At 48.9% G+C, this 17,195-nt stretch carries 15 protein-coding genes; 14 read left to right on the top strand and 1 reads right to left on the bottom strand.

Annotated elements, in window-relative coordinates; genetic code table 11:
• Positions 1-17: 17 nt before the first annotated feature.
• Positions 18-926 (top strand): LysR family transcriptional regulator, encoded by a 909-nt coding sequence (locus NST04_RS19865; protein WP_341185774.1) that lies wholly within the window; start codon positions 18-20, stop codon positions 924-926.
• 72 nt (positions 927-998) lie between these two features.
• Here the strand turns inward: NST04_RS19865 and NST04_RS19860 are convergent, their stop codons facing one another.
• The gene (locus NST04_RS19860; protein WP_341185773.1) at positions 999-1,634 is read right to left on the bottom strand and encodes an FMN-dependent NADH-azoreductase; all 636 of its coding nucleotides are present in this window, start codon (positions 1,632-1,634) and stop codon (positions 999-1,001) included.
• Between the two features lie 244 nt (positions 1,635-1,878).
• Between NST04_RS19860 and NST04_RS19855 the strand changes: the two genes are divergently transcribed.
• From NST04_RS19855 to NST04_RS19795, 13 genes are all read left to right on the top strand, one after another.
• A complete protein-coding gene (locus tag NST04_RS19855; protein ID WP_341185772.1) occupies positions 1,879-3,453 on the top strand; it encodes a peptide ABC transporter substrate-binding protein in 1,575 nt (524 codons plus the stop codon).
• A 280-nt stretch (positions 3,454-3,733) separates the two neighbouring features.
• A complete protein-coding gene (locus NST04_RS19850; RefSeq protein ID WP_341185771.1) occupies positions 3,734-5,473 on the top strand; it encodes an ABC transporter ATP-binding protein in 1,740 nt (579 codons plus the stop codon).
• Between the two features lie 150 nt (positions 5,474-5,623).
• A complete protein-coding gene (locus NST04_RS19845) occupies positions 5,624-6,370 on the top strand; it encodes an SDR family NAD(P)-dependent oxidoreductase (RefSeq protein ID WP_341185770.1) in 747 nt (248 codons plus the stop codon).
• Positions 6,371-6,415: 45 nt separating this feature from the next.
• Positions 6,416-6,763 (top strand): winged helix-turn-helix transcriptional regulator, encoded by a 348-nt coding sequence (locus tag NST04_RS19840; protein WP_341185769.1) that lies wholly within the window; start codon positions 6,416-6,418, stop codon positions 6,761-6,763.
• A gap of 206 nt (positions 6,764-6,969) precedes the next feature.
• A complete protein-coding gene (locus tag NST04_RS19835) occupies positions 6,970-8,538 on the top strand; it encodes a ClC family H(+)/Cl(-) exchange transporter (RefSeq protein WP_341185768.1) in 1,569 nt (522 codons plus the stop codon).
• A 191-nt stretch (positions 8,539-8,729) separates the two neighbouring features.
• Entirely contained in the window at positions 8,730-9,566 is an 837-nt protein-coding gene (locus NST04_RS19830) for a class I SAM-dependent methyltransferase (RefSeq protein ID WP_341185767.1), read from the top strand.
• Between the two features lie 113 nt (positions 9,567-9,679).
• Complete coding sequence (locus NST04_RS19825; RefSeq protein ID WP_341185766.1) at positions 9,680-10,681, top strand: hypothetical protein; 1,002 nt, start codon at positions 9,680-9,682, stop codon at positions 10,679-10,681.
• Positions 10,682-10,726: 45 nt separating this feature from the next.
• Entirely contained in the window at positions 10,727-11,029 is a 303-nt protein-coding gene (locus tag NST04_RS19820; RefSeq protein WP_341025366.1) for a MazG-like family protein, read from the top strand.
• A gap of 110 nt (positions 11,030-11,139) precedes the next feature.
• Complete coding sequence (locus NST04_RS19815; RefSeq protein ID WP_341185765.1) at positions 11,140-12,588, top strand: MFS transporter; 1,449 nt, start codon at positions 11,140-11,142, stop codon at positions 12,586-12,588.
• A gap of 232 nt (positions 12,589-12,820) precedes the next feature.
• Positions 12,821-13,009, top strand: a complete 189-nt coding sequence (locus tag NST04_RS19810) for a hypothetical protein (RefSeq protein ID WP_341185764.1) — start codon at positions 12,821-12,823, stop codon at positions 13,007-13,009.
• Between the two features lie 109 nt (positions 13,010-13,118).
• The gene (locus tag NST04_RS19805) at positions 13,119-14,675 is read left to right on the top strand and encodes a glycine betaine uptake BCCT transporter (protein ID WP_341185763.1); all 1,557 of its coding nucleotides are present in this window, start codon (positions 13,119-13,121) and stop codon (positions 14,673-14,675) included.
• Between the two features lie 676 nt (positions 14,676-15,351).
• A complete protein-coding gene (locus NST04_RS19800) occupies positions 15,352-16,299 on the top strand; it encodes an ABC transporter permease (RefSeq protein WP_341186804.1) in 948 nt (315 codons plus the stop codon).
• 13 nt (positions 16,300-16,312) lie between these two features.
• Complete coding sequence (locus tag NST04_RS19795) at positions 16,313-17,182, top strand: carbohydrate ABC transporter permease (RefSeq protein ID WP_341185762.1); 870 nt, start codon at positions 16,313-16,315, stop codon at positions 17,180-17,182.
• Positions 17,183-17,195: the final 13 nt, after the last annotated feature.

Genomic DNA, 17,195 nt, shown 5'->3' with positions numbered 1-17,195 from the left:
AGGATGGGACCGATTGCATGAACATTTCACAGCTGCAATATTTGATGTCGGCGGCAAGTCTGGGCTCATTTACCAAAGCGGCCAGCGTGCATCATCTGACAGTGCCGACCATCAGCCAGTCCATTAAGCAACTCGAGGATGAGATGGATACCGTTATTTTTCACCGCACCAAAAAGGGAGTGGCCCCCACCAAAGAAGGTCTGCTCATCCTGCAGCATGCGGCAGCTATCCTTAAAAATATTGAATCGATGCACACCGAATTATCCGGTCTTAAAGAAGAACATGTAGAGAGCATCACCATATCGGCCATTCCCGGCCTGGTTCACCAGGTGGTTCAGGCCACGCTGGAGCTGATGATCAAGTCTCCGTTCCTGAAGGTACAGATGATCGAAGGGGATACTGAAAGCGTCATGAAGCATGTGCAGGAAGGGGAGGCGAATATGGGAATACTCTCATACAGCCGCGCCCAGCAGAATGCTGTATTTGATTGGCTGCCCCTTGTAGAGGGCACTGCAGTGTTAATCGTGAATGCCGCTTCTCCATTGCGCTACTATACAACTATCACCCCGGAGGATTTGAAGAATGAAGTGTTTGTACTCTACAAGGATGAGCATATCGGGAAGATCGCCCGCCATTTGATGTCTGCACATGCGTCGAACCGCATTGCGCTGGTAACCAACAATACAGATGCCTTATGCCAAATGGTCGTTAAAGCGAACGCGATTACCATCGCCCCGGACTTTATAGTAAATGCTTTATCTTCAGTCTACCATGAACACTTGGTTACTATTCCGTTACAGCAGCTTGCGCTGGATCAGGCCATTCTGGGAAGAATCACCCGGGCCGGAGAACCGGTTTCAGCGAGGGTTGAAGAATTTACAGCTAAGCTAATAGGTTTTGTGGACCCTGGTTTGCCTGCTCCTTAACATCCTGAATTACAAAAAAACTCTGACTGCATACATGCAGATCAGAGTTTTCTTTGTTCTCCATTCATATCCTTAGAAGGTTTGGGCAAGATCTTGTGCACGGCGGATGGCAGCTGCTTTAATCTCCTGAGCCTCAGCCGGAACTTGATTATGACCTTCAACGAACAAGCCTTCGAAGGAAGGGACGCCGAAGAAGTTCATCATCACCCCGAGATGGCGGTGGCCCATTTCAAGCTCTGCTGCAGGTGCTTCAGAGTAGAACCCGCCGCGTGCCTGGATGTGTAGTGCTTTTTTGTCTGTCAACAGCCCTACAGGCCCTTGTTCCGTATACTGGAACGATTTCCCTGCCACCGAGACTGCATCAATATAAGCTTTCATGACAGGCGGGTAGGAGAAGTTCCAGAAAGGCGTTACAAATACATATTTATCAGCCTGGATAAATTGATCCGACAATTCAGCGAGGCGTGTAACCTTAGCCTGCTCCTCAGTGGACAATTCGCTGAATTCTGTGCCTGAACGGAGTTTGCCCCATCCGCTGAATATGTCTGCATCGATATGAGGAATATGCTCTTTATACAAATCAACAGCAATGACTTCGTCCTGCGGATGTGCTTGCTTGTAGGCTTCAATGAACGAGTTGCCGACAGCCATGCTGTAGGACTGCGTTTCATCATGCGGGTGAGCGGTGATGTATAATACTTTTGCCATAATTAGTACCATCCTTTGTAATGTAATTTTTATCTTGTAACCATGTCTGTTACATGTGATTATAATAGTTACATGTCGTACATTTGTCAATACGAAATTATATATTTACCTTAAGGCAGTCCATTGATGCGAAGGAACATATTCCACTATGAGCAGCTGCTGGCCGATAATGTTCACATAGTAAAATTTACCGGATATGCTAAGATGGGAGGGTGTGACATTACATAGCTAAGGGGAAATTCAGATGAGAAAAGTTTGGTTAGCCACGCTGGTTATTCTGCTAACGGTGCTGGGGAGTGTGCCAGGTAGCAGTGTATCCGCAGCGGCAGAGAAGCAGGTGCTGCGGATTGGTATGGATGAATTGCCGATTCTGCTGGACCCGCCAAGCATTGAGGCCGGAGACCAGGATAAGACAAGCGTCATTAAGGCATTGTATGAGGGGCTGGTCCGGCTGGACAAGAACGGCAAACCCGTTCCCGGTGCAGCCCAATCCTGGACGGTAGGAACGGATGGTAAGACCTACACGTTCAAGCTACGGACGAATGCCAAATGGAGCAATGGCAAGAAGCTGAAGGCCGCCGATTTCGTCTATGCCTGGAAGCTGGCGCTTACGCCGGGGCGGGAAGCTGGATATCTGTACAAAATGTACTATGTAGCCGGGGCAGAGAACTATCATACCGGCAAGATGAAGGATTTTGCCAAGGTTGGGGTGAAGGCCATCAATGACAATACCCTCCAGGTGACACTTAAAGGCAAGTACGCTTATTTCCCTACACTTCTGGCCGAGCCGGTCTACTTCCCGGTGTCGCAAGAGGCAAAGCAAGTTGCAGGTATCACCAATGGACCTTTTCAGTTACAATCACGGAGTATTACGGAGATCAAGCTGGTTAAGAATCCTCATTACTACGATGCCTCATCTATCCGTCTCAGCGAGGTAGTTCTGCTGTCCCCGTTGGGTCAGAAATGGAAGAATTCGACCGAAGCCTTCGTCAAAGGACAGGTGGATTGGGTGGGGGGCGGAAATACCCCGGTTGATTTTGCATACGAAGCTCAGATAAATGAGGATGACTACACATACGCTCCTTATGCTTCTACCTACTATTATCAATTCAATCTGGGGCAAAAGCCCTTCAGTAACATAAATATCCGCAAGGCGCTGACCTTGGCTATAGACCAGGACGAGATGCCGATGCCCATACCAGCCTATGGCTTCGTTCCTTGGACCCTTTTCGGTTCTAAAGCACAGTACCGTGCAGAGGTCAGCGATACTGCGTTTGACCGGTCTAATGTGAACAAGGCCAAGGAGCTGTTAGCCAAGGGGCTTAAGCAGGAGGGGCTGACCGCGCTTCCGCCGTTCACTATTAATGTCAATGAAGGTGAAGCTCATGCGGCAGTGGCAACAATGGTTATACAGCAATGGAAAGAAAAACTGGGCGTAACCGCCACGATAGAATCGCAGAAGTGGGGGAGCTACCTGGCTAAGCGGTTAAGCGGGAGCTACCAGGTTACCCGCGCCGGCTGGTCCGCAGATTATAATGATCCGGCTTCATTCCTGAATTTCTTCCGTTCGGACAGTGCTGACAACGATTCGGGCTGGTCGAACAAAACGTATGATCAATTCGTAAAACAGGCAGAGCAGACCTTCGATTCAGCGAAGCGAATCCAGCTGTATGCCAAGGCTGAGCAATTGCTGATGAAAGAAGCAGTGATCATTCCGGTGTATAACTATGTAGCCGATATTCTGCGCAATCCCCGGATTGCCGGTGTGTACATCGATTATGACGGCTCCATCGCCTTCAGCCGGGGGTATTGGAAGTAGGCTCCCTTAATCATTCATAATAGTCAGAAGCCAGCGATTCCTAGCGGACGCTGGCCTATTTGGTTGTTTAGGAAATCCTGCCAAAAGTGCAACAATCCTGCTCCTTACAAGCGGCCGGTGAGAGAAGACACCCGCATCCTTCACCCGCAGGGTGATTTTATTCCGTTTTAATGATCCTATAATTTGACAGGTGATTACCTATTATTAGACAGGTTAACTTCATTTTCCCTGTCCGGTATGCTTACATAAGCTGCGCTCTTTGAAGGAGGTTTTGCGGCTTATGAATCCGACCCGTACGTTGATTAAGGAGATATTGTCTAATAGTAAGGGAATCCTTGTTATGATTCTATTCTTCAATATAGTAGCCGCATTTGTCTCGACGCTTCAGCCCCGCCTGTTCAAAGATCTGTTCGATGACATTCTGCCAGGCAAGCAGATCGGTACGGCTGCATTCTCCATGCTTTTGCTAATTCTTATTCCCGTGGTTTACGCCGCCTTGAACAGCGTCACCACTTACTACAATAATGAGCTGGGCAACCATTTATCCAAGAATCTGCGCCTGCGGCTGTTCACTGACATACTCCAGACCCGGCCAAGAAACATGGACAGTATCGGCAAGGGGGAAATCATTAACCGGATCACCTTACAGGTGGGGATGCTGTGTGAAATTTTCGTGGTGGATACCCTGATGTCCATCGTCTCGAATACGATCCTGCTGATCGCTACCCTATGGATCATGTTCTCAATGAGTACGGAGCTTACGCTCGCGGCCATCCTCTCGTTTCCTCTATGTATGTATGGCTTCAGACGTTTCAGGAGTAAAACAGAGCGGCTGGATAAGGAATACTATTGCCTTTTGGAGAAGGGCATCCATTATTTGAATGATTTCTTCACGAATCTGAAGGCGGTCCACCGATGTAACGGACATCAGGCGGAGCAGCAGCGGTGGAGCGACTGGAATGACGAGATGTGGAAGAACTCCAGACGGTCCAGGCTATTTCATCATGTGGTGTTGAACCTGGTCGCGGATACGGTCATTTCCATCATTACGGGTATCATATACGGCTATAGTCTGTTCCTGATTCTGAAAGGGCGCATCTCACCAGGCACATTGCTGGCCTTCATTATAATCCTTCCAAGGCTTTATAGCATTTTCAAGTCGCTGTTTACGCTGAACATCGATAGGAACCGCATGAGGGTCATTATTAATAACCTGAATGACATCCTTGAACTGGAGAAAATCTCATCAGGAGCTACCGCTCCCGGCTATCACCGTGTCCCTCTCCTGGAGATGAGGAATGTCTCCTACCGGTATGCTCCGGCAGATTCTTTTGGGATCACCGGCTTTAATCTGGACATTCAGCCTGGAACCTTCGTGGGGATTGTTGGATTAAGCGGCTCAGGGAAATCTACGATATTCGAGCTGATTCACAGGTTCATAGAGCCGGATGAAGGGGAGATCTGCCTGGACGGGGTTCCGATCCAAGAACTGGACATCCATGAACTAAGAAGATATGTTGGCTATTCCCCGCAGAAGGGAGTGTTATGGAACAAGTCCATTGTGGACAACATCATTTATCCTCTGCAAAAGGAAGACATGAACGAAGAAACATGGCGCAAATTCAGCACTGCTGTTGAGCTTGCCCAAGTGAATTCATTCGTACAAGCCATGCCAGAAGGGTATGACAAGCAGGTGGAGAACCATGGAGACAATCTCTCCGGCGGCGAGGTCCAGCGGATTCTATTAGCACGGGCATTCATGAGTGAACCCCGTATCCTCATGCTGGATGAGTACACTTCGGCCCTGGACGCCTTGACGGAAAGTGACCTGAACGATACCTTGCTGAGCCTGAAGGGGAAGCAGACGATTCTGGTGATCGCACACCGGCTGTCCACTGTGAAGAATGCAGATGTTATTCTGGTCGTGGATAAGGGCCTCATTGTTGAGCAGGGCAGTCCGGCAGAATTACTGTCCCAGCAGGGAGTGTATTATAGGATGGTGGAGAAGCAGAAGATTTAGCGCTTCAGCAGATTAACCTAGCCTTAGACCGACTCAATTATCACCTTTTGGTGACTATATCACAAAAAAGTGGGTACTGTTTTTCTTGTAACTTTTCCCCCATACTAGCGTTCATAGGAACTACAAACCATAAAAGGAGTGTATAATAGTATGGGCAGATTTGACGGGAAGGTAGCAGTTGTAACCGGAGGGACAAGCGGCATCGGGCTGGCGGCGGCACAACAGTTCGTACAAGAAGGGGCTTACGTGTATATTACAGGACGCAGACAACGTGAGCTGGATGAAGCCGTTCAGCAGATTGGCAAGAATGTTACAGGCGTTCAAGGGGACGTCTCAAAGCTGGAAGATCTGGATACCTTATTCGACACCGTAAAGCGGGAAAAGGGGCACCTGGACATTCTTTTTGCCAATGCGGGACTAGGGTCATTCCTGCCGTTAGGCGAAATTACGGAAGCCCACTACTACAAGACTTTTGATGTCAACGTCAAGGGAACTATTTTCACCGTACAAAAGGCATTACCCTTATTCCCTAACCAAAAAGGTTCCATTATCCTGACAGGCTCTACGGCCGGCTCGTCTGGGGTCCCGGCGTTCAGTATCTACGGTGCCTCCAAAGCAGCGATCAGACAGCTCGTCCGCAACTGGATTCTGGATATGAAAGGGACGGAGATTCGGATGAACGTCCTTAGTCCGGGTTCAGTCGTCACACCGGCGTACGATGAATTGTTTGGCTCCGAACTTGAGAATTACCTCGAACAGGCCAAAGTTGATATCCCGCTCGGCAGAGTTGGGCAGGTAGAAGAGATCGCAAATGCTGTCATGTTCCTGGCCTCTACGGAGAGCAGCTATTTGAATGGCATTGAATTATTCGTAGACGGCGGAGTGGCTCAAATCTAAATCAGCTTAACGTGTGTGTATCAACCCGGGAGATGATGGATTGTTATGAAAATCTTTCACTGTGAACTGGAAGTAACGCTAGAGGTGATCGGAGGGAAGTGGAAGGGGCTTGTTCTGTATTATTTAATCAAAGGACCCAAGCGGACAGGGGAGCTTAAACGGCTTGTTCATAATATCTCGCAAAAGATGCTAATCCAAACGCTCCGGGAACTGGAGACAGACGGGTTAATCCGCAGAACCATGTACAATCAAGTACCGCCTAAGGTGGTATACTCAACGACAGAGCTGGGGCAATCCCTCGAACCCGTTCTGAGATTACTCTGTAACTGGGGAGAGAATTACGCCGAACAATCCTATGCTCCGGGTGAGATTGAGATTTTGAATTTGGAATAAGTGTTGTCTTTTTTATCCGGACATTGTTAAAGTGGCTGTGTAAGCTGTCACGGCGCGCAATCCGGCATTACAGTATAATATAGGTAACCGGAAGAGCCTGCTGTCAGCAGGCTCTTTTTGACTCGCGGCACAAAAATCATGGATTTTATAAGTTCATACTGTTAGCATAATAGCTATGTCAAAAAAATGAAAAGAAGGTCTGTGCATTGAATCAGCATTCGATCCGCAAACAGCTGGATACTTGGTTTGATTTCAAATTCCGGCTTCTGGCAGGCGGCATAGCCGTAGGCATACTATCAGGTACGGTGGTTGTTATGTTCCGTTTTGTGCTGGAGGAGTCACTTAAGCAATCTTTAATTTTTTATCAGTATCAGAGAAACCATCTATGGGCGGTCCCATTCTGGCTGGCGGTTCTGGTTCTGGCTGGCTGGTGTACAGGAATGCTTGTTAAGAAGCAGCCCGGCATTTCGGGAAGCGGCATTCCCCAGGTAAAGGCCGTGCTTCAGCACCGGCTCCAGCTTAACTGGTGGAAGGCGGTCACCGCCAAATTCGTTGGCGGTGCGGTCAGCATCGGAGCCGGTCTCTCCCTGGGACGGGAAGGACCATCGATTCAGATCGGCGCTCTGATCGCCGAAGGATTCAGCCGTGTGTTCCGCAAATCGAAGACAGAGGCGCACATCCTGATTACATGCGGGGCCAGCGCGGGACTTGCAGCCGCCTTCAATGCGCCTATCGCGGGTGTTATTTTCGCCCTGGAAGAGGTGCACATGAATTTCTCCCCGCTGATTATGATCTCCGCCTTGACCTCGTCGCTGGTGGCTGATTTTATATCCAAAGAGTTCTTCGGACTCGCCCCCGTGTTCAACTTCTCTGGGATGGGATCGCTGCCGCTGTCCAGTTATTATCATCTGGTGCTGCTGGGGATGCTGGTTGGCATATCAGGCATCGGCTTTAATAAGGGCTTATACTTCTTTCAGGATCTGTACGCCAGAGCGAAGTGGATGCCGGCACAAGCCCGGCCGGTGATTCCTTTCGTGCTGGCTGGTGTGCTTGGACTGACATTCCCGGCAGTTCTAGGAGGAGGAAACGGCTTAATCAACGATTTGGTCGCAAGCCCCTATCCTATAAAGGTATTGCTGCTTCTGCTGGTAGTGAAATTCCTGTTCACCCTCGTCAGTTACGGTTCATCTGCACCCGGCGGGATCTTCCTGCCAATGCTTGTTCTCGGAGGGCTTATCGGTACCCTATACTGTCAAATTGCCAACGGCCTGCTGGGAGGCCATACGCTGGATGAAGGTTATTTGCTGATTGCCGCCATGGCCGGCCTGCTGACAGCAAGCTTGAAGGCTCCGATCACCGGCATCATTCTGATTACGGAAATGACCGGCTCCTTTACGAACCTGCTTCCGATCGGTATTGTATGTCTTACCGCTTATATGACGGCTGAATGGTTCCGTTCCTTGCCCGTCTATGAAGTGCTGTTGGAGAGATTCCTGCACGGGAAAGACGCTGTGGATCATACAGATGTAAATAAAATCCTTCTGGAGATCCCTGTGCATCAAGGCTCGATGCTGGATGGAACCGGCATAGGCCAATACCAATGGCCGGACCATTGCCTGATCGTATCCGTCAAAAGAGGAACTGACGAAATCATTCCTACCGGAAGCCTCGTGCTTCAGGCAGGGGATACCCTGGTCATTCTGACCAACGACAGCCATTCCCCGATTATTCTGGATACCGTTCGGCAAGTGGCCCATGTCAGTTCCCTGGTATAGCCCTAGTAGCAACTTCGATAATCATCCGGCTGATCGGTCTGGGAAATTTAGGATGCCAAATGGAACGAGGCCTAGTATAATAGGAGCAGACGGATTCCAAGGAGGGGGTGGTTGTATGAGTGCAGGCGATATTAGCGACATTAGCGGCATTACTCCGATGTTCCAATTGAATATGAAAAGGAGAGGCTTTCATGAGCTACAACCCCGAAATCCCGAGAACCCGGTATGACAACTATGGTGACCGTGAATGGACACGGCTTACGAAGGATGGTCCCGGCGAGCTTTTGTATCAGGTGCATCTGGATATTCTTCAGCGTTACATCCATCCTACAGATACAGTGCTGGAGATTGGCGCAGGTTCAGGCAGGTATACCAAGGACATCGTGACCATGTGTTCTGAGTTGACCGTCGCTGATCTGTCGGGCCATCAGATTGAATTCAACAAGTCCAAAATGCAAGAGCTGTCCCTGGCGGACAGAATCAAGGCATACCATGTACTAGATGTGCTGGATATGAGCGTGTTTGAAGAGGGTACGTTCGACACTGTGGTATGTATCGGCGGTGTCATTAACTATCTCTTGGACAAAGAGTCAGATGGTATCCGGGAGCTCCTGAGAGTACTGAAGCCGGGCGGGATACTGATCCTGGGATCGATGAGCTTCATCGGTGCTTCCATGTATTATCTGGAGGGCATCCGCTATGAGAAAGACCAGTTCGGGATTGATGCTACAAGATGGATCATGAACACAGGAATTCAAGATGAAGAGCATTATCCCGTTCCGAGCAAGCATTACATCCACATGATGAGAAGCTGTGAATTAGATGCTTTATTAGCCCGGTTTCCGGTTAATATTCTGGAGAGAAGCTCTGCCGGACTATATACGCAAGCTGGAGACGCTGCCTTAGAGAACGCCCGGGCTGACCAGGAATTCTGGAAGCTGATTGTCGAACAGGAAATTGCGTTCACCAAACTGCCGGGCACGCTAGATAGTGGAATGAATCTCATTTATGTGGCACGCAAGTTATAAGGCTGCCGCTCAATAAGTATGGCTAAGTCAAAATCCCGTCTGCCACAAACAGGCGGGACTTTTTATATCCGAAGGAATGGGGGATCACGGGAATGGGAGTATGGACTAGCTCAATGAATGGTGCACCTTGGACAAGAGGTAAAATGGATCAGGCGGTGAAGGAGCTCAGACAGCGGGCGCTTATTTCGTATGTCATCGATGTGGACAAGCCTCAGGATCTGCTGGACTTAGATCAGCATGTATTTGCCGAGCGCCCGGATCTGGTCTTGTCGATTAGCCAAGCGGACAAGAAAGTGCGCTATCCGGAGGAATTGCTACAGACTCTAGCGGAACTACGGCACATAACAGCCATAGAGTTGAATCTGTTTCATACTGTGGATCTGAGTGTGCTTGGCAAGTTGGCGCGGCTGCAGTTTTTATCCATTACGGCCAAAAAACCTATAGACCTAAGCTTCCTCGCAAGCTTCAAGCAGCTGCAATATCTCTCGGTCCATGGGCAATTTCAGGACTTAACGCCGATAGGCGATGCTTCCAGCCTGGATACCTTAGTCTTGCGGACTACGATTCATGAGCTGGAGTTTCTCCGCCGGTTACCGAAGCTGCTGTGCCTCTTCATTCATGACTCCATCTTGAAAGGGTCACTGGATACGCTTGCAGATTCTACAGTCCCCATGCTGAGTCTGGCGGCTATCCGTAACTTAACGGAGCTAGATGCCCTGGAGTCCATGAGCAATCTTACATACCTGCACTTATCTTTGCCGAAGGTCGAGGCTTTGTGTGACTTCTCTAATATGCCGGGGCTTATACAGCTTGAACTCGATAACATGAAATCTCTGGAGGATATTGACCCTTTATGGACCGCAACGCAGCTTGAAATGTTACAGCTAAGAGAGATTTCTGCAGCCGTGACTGCGAAGGAGTTAGAGCCTTTGACCGCAATGAAGCATCTGAAGCAGGTGGACTTCCAGTACCTTGATCTCAAAAAAGGAAGGATTGCAGCCTTACGTGAGTCGTTTGCCCAGGCCGGCAAGAGCCAACTATTGTATGAGAATATCACCGAAGCCCAGCGGATCAAGCCCATGTCGCTAGTGCATTTGCGCAAGCATATAGGATAAGTTCAATAAGTTAGTTCAATAAGACAGAAGATAGGGGTGGATACAATGATTGATTTACTACAACTTCAAAAGAGAGTGTATCAGAACAAGCTGGAGAAGGGGTTCAATGTTACTGATATTTATCAGGAATTCTGCCTGACCCACGGCGAACTGTCAGAAGCCTGCGATGCTTACCGGAAGAAGAAAGACGACCTCGGCGAAGAATTGGCGGATGTTGCCATCTACCTGATTGGACTGGCGGAGATTCTGGGGATTAACCTGGAAGAAGAGATCATGAACAAAATCGTCAAAAATGAAAAGAGGAGCTATGAGAATAAAGATGGCGTGCTGTTAAAAGTGACGGAATAATCAATCTTTTGTTCCTCCTTAAGTCCTAATGCAAAGTAATTCATGTTAAAATCATTAAAGTGTGAAAACAATCCAAGTGGTATATTCACTACAAAAAGGAGGATAACAGCTTGATCAGTCCATCCCAGTTCATCCACAATAGCCCTCCTAAGTCTCTGTCGGCCCGCAAGGGCTATCACTGGCTTGTCGTTTCAACCGTATGCATCGGCGCATTCATGGCGGCGCTTGACGCAAGCATCATCAATCTGGCTCTGCCGTCCCTGGTTGCGCAGTTGAATGTATCCATGGCAACGGTGGAGTGGATCAGCCTCGTATATCTGCTCACACTAGCATCGCTTGTCATTCCCTTCGGCCGGTTAGCAGATATGCTGGGCCGCAAATGGATGTACACCGGCGGATTCACAGTATTCCTGATCAGTTCATTACTCTGCGGGCTGGCGCCAACCTTTGGCGTTCTTTTGCTTGCCCGGGTGTTGCAGGCTGTAGGCGCAGCGATGCTCCAGGCGAACAGCGTAGCGATCATTACGGCCGCGACCCCGCCGCAGCATCGGGGCAAAGCGATCGGAATCCAGGCCAGTGCACAGGGCATCGGTCTCAGTCTGGGGCCGGTTATCGGCGGCGGACTTTTGGCCATGGGAGATTGGCGCTGGCTATTCTACATTAACATTCCTATCGGGATCATCGGGACGATTCTCGGGATTCTGCTGCTTCCGCAAGATAATGCCAAGAAGAGGGAATCGTTCGATCTTTGGGGGATGATATTCCTCATTCCGTTTCTGGTTTTTCTGGTCTATATCCTTAATAACGGAACCGCTCTCGGCTGGGCTTCACCGGTTATATTAATCGGGTCATTCAGTGCATTGCTGGCCTTGACCTCGTTCATCCGGGAAGAGCAGCATGCGCCCGTTCCGCTGATGGACCTGGCGTTGTTCCGCAGCAGCATCTTTATCCGTGGAAATCTGACAGGGTTCTTAGCCTTTACCGTCATGTATAGCGTGCTGCTGCTCAGTCCGTTTCTGATGGAGGCTGTCTTCCATGCCAATTCTATCCGTGCGGGACTGTATCTGTCGTTTGTTCCGATCGGGATGACGCTAATGACGCCGGTCTCGGGCTATCTCGCGGACCGGTTCGGCATCCGGCTGCCCGCTATTACCGGTATTGTTGCGCTACTGATAGGCTGTGCCGCTCTGGCGTCGATTCGCAGTGATGGCGACATTGCCCGGCTCCTGCTCGGTTTGGGGCTGGTGGGCGGAGGCATGGGCCTGTTTACGCCGCCCAACAACAGTAATGTCATGGGCAACGTACCGGCGGCACGGCTTGGCGTGGCTGGAGCAACGCTTAATATGAGCCGGACCATCGGCATGGGCATGGGCGTCACGCTGGGCGGGACACTTTACCGTCTGGCCCAGAATATTTTCCCGGAGGCAGGACTACTTACCGCGTTTCGGGCGTCGTTCGCCTGTATAAGCGTTATGGGACTCGCAGCATTGGCCGTTACCTGTATTCCGCAGCCCAATCCGACGAAGTACGATGAAGCCCATATCGAATATTATATTTGACGGCCGGCCTTGTGCTTTACCCGAACACTTGAAGGAGTGAGAGCCTGCAATGAGCGGGCTCTTTCTTACTGGGTCTTCCTGATTCCTTATTGCTTCATAGGGTTAATGAATAATTGGAAAGATCCGGGGTCTAAGTTTTCGGAGAATTTCGTGCATAAGCACAGGGGTATAATGCAAAAACTTATATAGTGCAAATATACAAGAAGATTTGATTTCTCAGGAGGTTGGCACAATGACAACTCAGGACCCTAAGGAGCTTTTGAAGCTGAAGCATGAGCAGGATGAGGAAAAGAGACAGTTCAGTAACTTTGCCCGGGCTGTATCCGAAGGCGGGGAAGTAGAAGCAGGTCAGGAATTCAGCAATGACCGGGTGCCTGACGACCAGAACCGGATGAAATCGGTGGAGAACAGACAGAACTGAGCAGGACCCTGAAGGAAAAGACAATGGATAGACCCTCAGGAAGCCTCTAATGCGTTCTGAGGGTTTTCGTTCTGCCCATTATACATATATAATCACTGGAGGTTCATTTATGGTTTTTATCATCTCAATTACCATTGTAGCGATTTTTGCAATATGGGGAGCTGTAGCGCCTGATCAGATGGCAGCTGCAGCTAATGCTGCGTACAATTTCTCCATTCATAATTTCGGCTGGTTCTATTTGCTGGCGACTTTATTTTTCTTAATCTTTACTTTCTACTTAGCCTTCAGCAGGTTTGGGGGGATTCGTCTGGGAGACGACGATGATGAACCGGAATATTCCACGATATCCTGGCTGTCGATGTTATTCAGCGCAGGGATGGGGATCGGGCTTGTCTACTGGGGAGTGGCTGAACCGTTGTCCCATTACTTATCTCCGCCGGAGGGCGTAGCGGGAGGGACGACAGAAGCAGCTCGGATCTCCATGCGGTATTCTTTTTTCCACTGGGGACTGCATCCATGGGCCATCTATGCCGTCATCGGACTGACGCTTGCCTATTTCCAATTCCGCAAAGGGTATAAAGGCTTGATCAGCTCCGCCTTCATCCCTTTACTGGGGGAGAAGCTAGTTTCCGGCTGGCTGGGCAAAACAATCGATATTTTAGCGGTGATTGCCACTATTTTTGGAGTAGCGACCTCTCTTGGCCTCGGGGCTCTACAGATTAATGGAGGGTTGCACTATTTATTCGGGCTTCCGAACACGGTAGGCGCTCAGATTGCAATTATTGCTGTAGTGACCGTGCTGTTCCTCATCTCAGCTACCAGTGGTCTGGACAAGGGGATCAAGATCCTCAGTAACACCAACTTAGTCATCGCCGTTCTGTTGATGCTGTTCGTATGGATCACAGGTCCGACCTCATTTATTTTTGATACATTTACAACCACATTAGGCAGCTATCTGCAAAATATCGTCAATATGAGCTTGAGACTAACGCCTTTTTCCAAAGGGACCTGGGTCGGGGCCTGGACCTTATTCTATTGGGCCTGGTGGATTGCCTGGGCACCCTTTGTCGGAACGTTCATTGCGAGGGTATCCAGGGGAAGAACCATTAAGGAGTTTGTCATTTGCGTGCTGATTATACCGAGTCTGTTCGGCTTCCTCTGGTTTTCGGTATTTGGCGGAACCGGCATGCAAATGGAGTTGTTCGACGCTGTCCAACTGGCCGAAGCCGTCAAAGGAGATACTACGACAGCCCTCTTCGTCATGCTGGAGCAACTGCCCTTAGGCACCATAGTATCGTTCATAGCTACGATCCTGATTATGATCTTCTTCATTACATCAGCCGATTCGGCTACCTTTGTACTGGGCATGCTGACCTCAGACGGCAAGCTTAACCCAAGTGCAAGAGTCAAATTGACCTGGGGGATTCTGCAATCCTCCATCGCTGTAGTTCTGCTGATTAGCGGCGGATTAAGCGGTCTTCAGACCGCTTCCATTGTAGCAGCGCTGCCTTTTGCCATTGTCCTGATCGGCATGTGCTTCTCCCTGCTTAAGGCACTCAAGGAGGAGGACAAAGAACGCCGTCAACGGGAAAAACGCCAACGCCAGAAGCTGAAGCAGCTGCTGGAGGAACATGAAGCAAGTGATATCAAGGAGCTACTACAGTAGTAACGCTTAATTAAAAAAAATTTCTACAGGCCCTGCCCCATGAACAGGTGGTGTGTGTTAAAGATTACAACAGATAACCTGATACAGGAACCTACAGGGTTGCAGCTGGTTGTAGAGTACTTAACCAAAGGCTTTGGCGATAAGCCTGTATTGACTAGTGCAGGCAGCGATTGCAGACCGGGGCGACGATATAGACGCGCTGTTCGACTTAATGTCTATAGAAGAGAGTGACCGTCACAAGCTGATTAAGCATTATTCGCACGTCGGTACATCATTTACTGCTGTATTACCTCCTCCAGCCTTATATCCCGGATATGACAACGAGTAACCCTTTGTTTACTTGGCTGAATAGCCTGGGTTCGATTGGTTTCCTTGTAGCCTTCTTGCTGCGTCCGGACCCCTGGAGCTTAGCTGTCGTCATTGCCTTACTGGCTGTAGTGTATTTCATTAGTGTAATTCCGCTTGTCTCACGGTACTCAGGCAGCCGGTTTAGCCTGAAATAATATATATTGGATGAACCCTCAGAAACGCTAACCTAGCGTCCAGAGGGTTTTTTCGTAATCAGCCTTCATTCAAAATTCAGATTAATATCTTATAAGAAATTCTTGAAATCACAGAAATTCATCCATACAGGGGGATGCTATTATACCCATATAAACAAAGACGAGGTGATGAGATGCAAGCAAAATTGGCAGCGGACGCCATTCCCCTCCCCAAACAGCGGAATTCATGGATAAGGACGATAAAAAAATATAAAGTGATGTACGCGCTCTTGTTCCCGGCACTAGTATACTTTGCCGTATTCAAATACATTCCTATGGCGGGAATCGTGATTGCGTTTAAAAACTATAACCTTGCTTTGGGCCTATGGGATAGCCCGTGGGTGGGATTTAGAAATTTCACGGATTTTATGAACGGCGTTTATTTCTGGGACATCATGAGAAATACGATTATCATCTCGTTGTATAAGCTATTGTTCGGCTTCACTGCTCCTGTCCTGCTTGCTTTGCTGCTCAATGAAGTGTATACCCAATGGTTTAAGAAAATCGTACAAACGATTACTTATTTGCCCCATTTTCTGTCGTGGGTCATTGTGTATGGAATGATGGTGGCATTATTAGCCCCAGGTGATGGTCTGATTAACATGATTATGAAGGATTTCGGTGTTGAACCCATCTCCTTTCTAACGGAGCCTGCCTGGGGCAGACTGCTGATCATTTTATCTGAAATATGGAAGGATATTGGCTGGGGAGCGATATTGTACCTTGCCGCATTAGCAGGAATCGATCCTAGCTTATATGAAGCGGCCCGGATGGACGGCGCCTCCAAGCTGAGACAGTTATGGCATGTCACACTTCCCGGTATTCGCGGAGTCATGATCCTGATGCTGATCCTTAAGTTAAGCCATATTCTGGATGCAGGCTTTGACCAGATATTTATGTTCGCCAACACCTTTAATCAGGAGAAGATCGACATTATCGACACCTGGGTATACCGTGAAGGGCTTGAGCGGCTTAAGATCGGGCTCGCTACCGCTGTGGGATTGTTCAAAGCTGTCATCGGATTTGGTCTAGTGTTGGCAGCGAATAAGCTTGCAAAAAAATTCGACGGGCAAATTTGGTGAGGTGGTATTCAATATGATTCATATGACAACCGGGGAAAAAGTCTGGCAAGCTATCGTTTATTGTCTTCTTATTTTGCTATCCTTACTTTGCTTACTTCCCTTTCTGTATGTGGTTGCTGTGTCTATGACGCCAGAATCGGAAGTGTTAAGAAGAGGCATTGTTATTATTCCAGAGACCTTTACCTTTCTAGCCTATAAAGAAGTATTCATATCTCATGGGATCGGGCAGGCGTATAAAATCACCTTGTTCCGAACGATTGTCGGCACCCTGCTGAATGTGGTTTTTACGGTAATAGCGGCTTATCCGTTATCCAAAAAATATTTACCGGGGCGAAGCCCATTTTTACTATTCATTGTCTTTACGATGATGTTTGGGGGAGGTTTAATTCCGACCTATTTATTAATCCGCTCGCTGGGACTGCTAAACAGTCCGTGGGTATTGATTATTCCGCAGCTCATCAGTGCATTTAATCTGGTGATCATCAAAGGCTTCTTCGAGCAATTGCCTGCTGAAATCGAGGAATCCGCGAGGGTAGACGGTGCAAGTGAGCTTCAGTCGCTATGGCGGATCATTTTACCCTTGTCCATGCCCGTTCTCTCCACCATTTCCTTATTCTACGCAGTCGGTCACTGGAACAGTTATTTCGACGCTATTGTATATATCAATGATTCCAGTTTAATGCCGCTGCAAGTGATCTTGCGCAACATCCTGCTTAATGTCGCCACCCAAAGCGCTGATTCGCTTGCCAATTCCGGGGCGGTTAGTACGTTCGCTGTGCAGATGGCCGCCGTTGTTGTGACGACGATTCCAATTTTGATCGTGTACCCATTTATGCAAAAACACTTTACAAAAGGTGTGCTCTTGGGATCAGTTAAAGGGTAAAAGGCAATCCAAC

The organism is Paenibacillus sp. FSL H7-0756, from assembly GCF_038006765.1.
Taxonomy (GTDB): domain Bacteria; phylum Bacillota; class Bacilli; order Paenibacillales; family Paenibacillaceae; genus Paenibacillus_AQ.
Note: the sequence above shows the minus strand (reverse complement) of the source record. Positions and strands in the feature narration are given on the sequence as shown.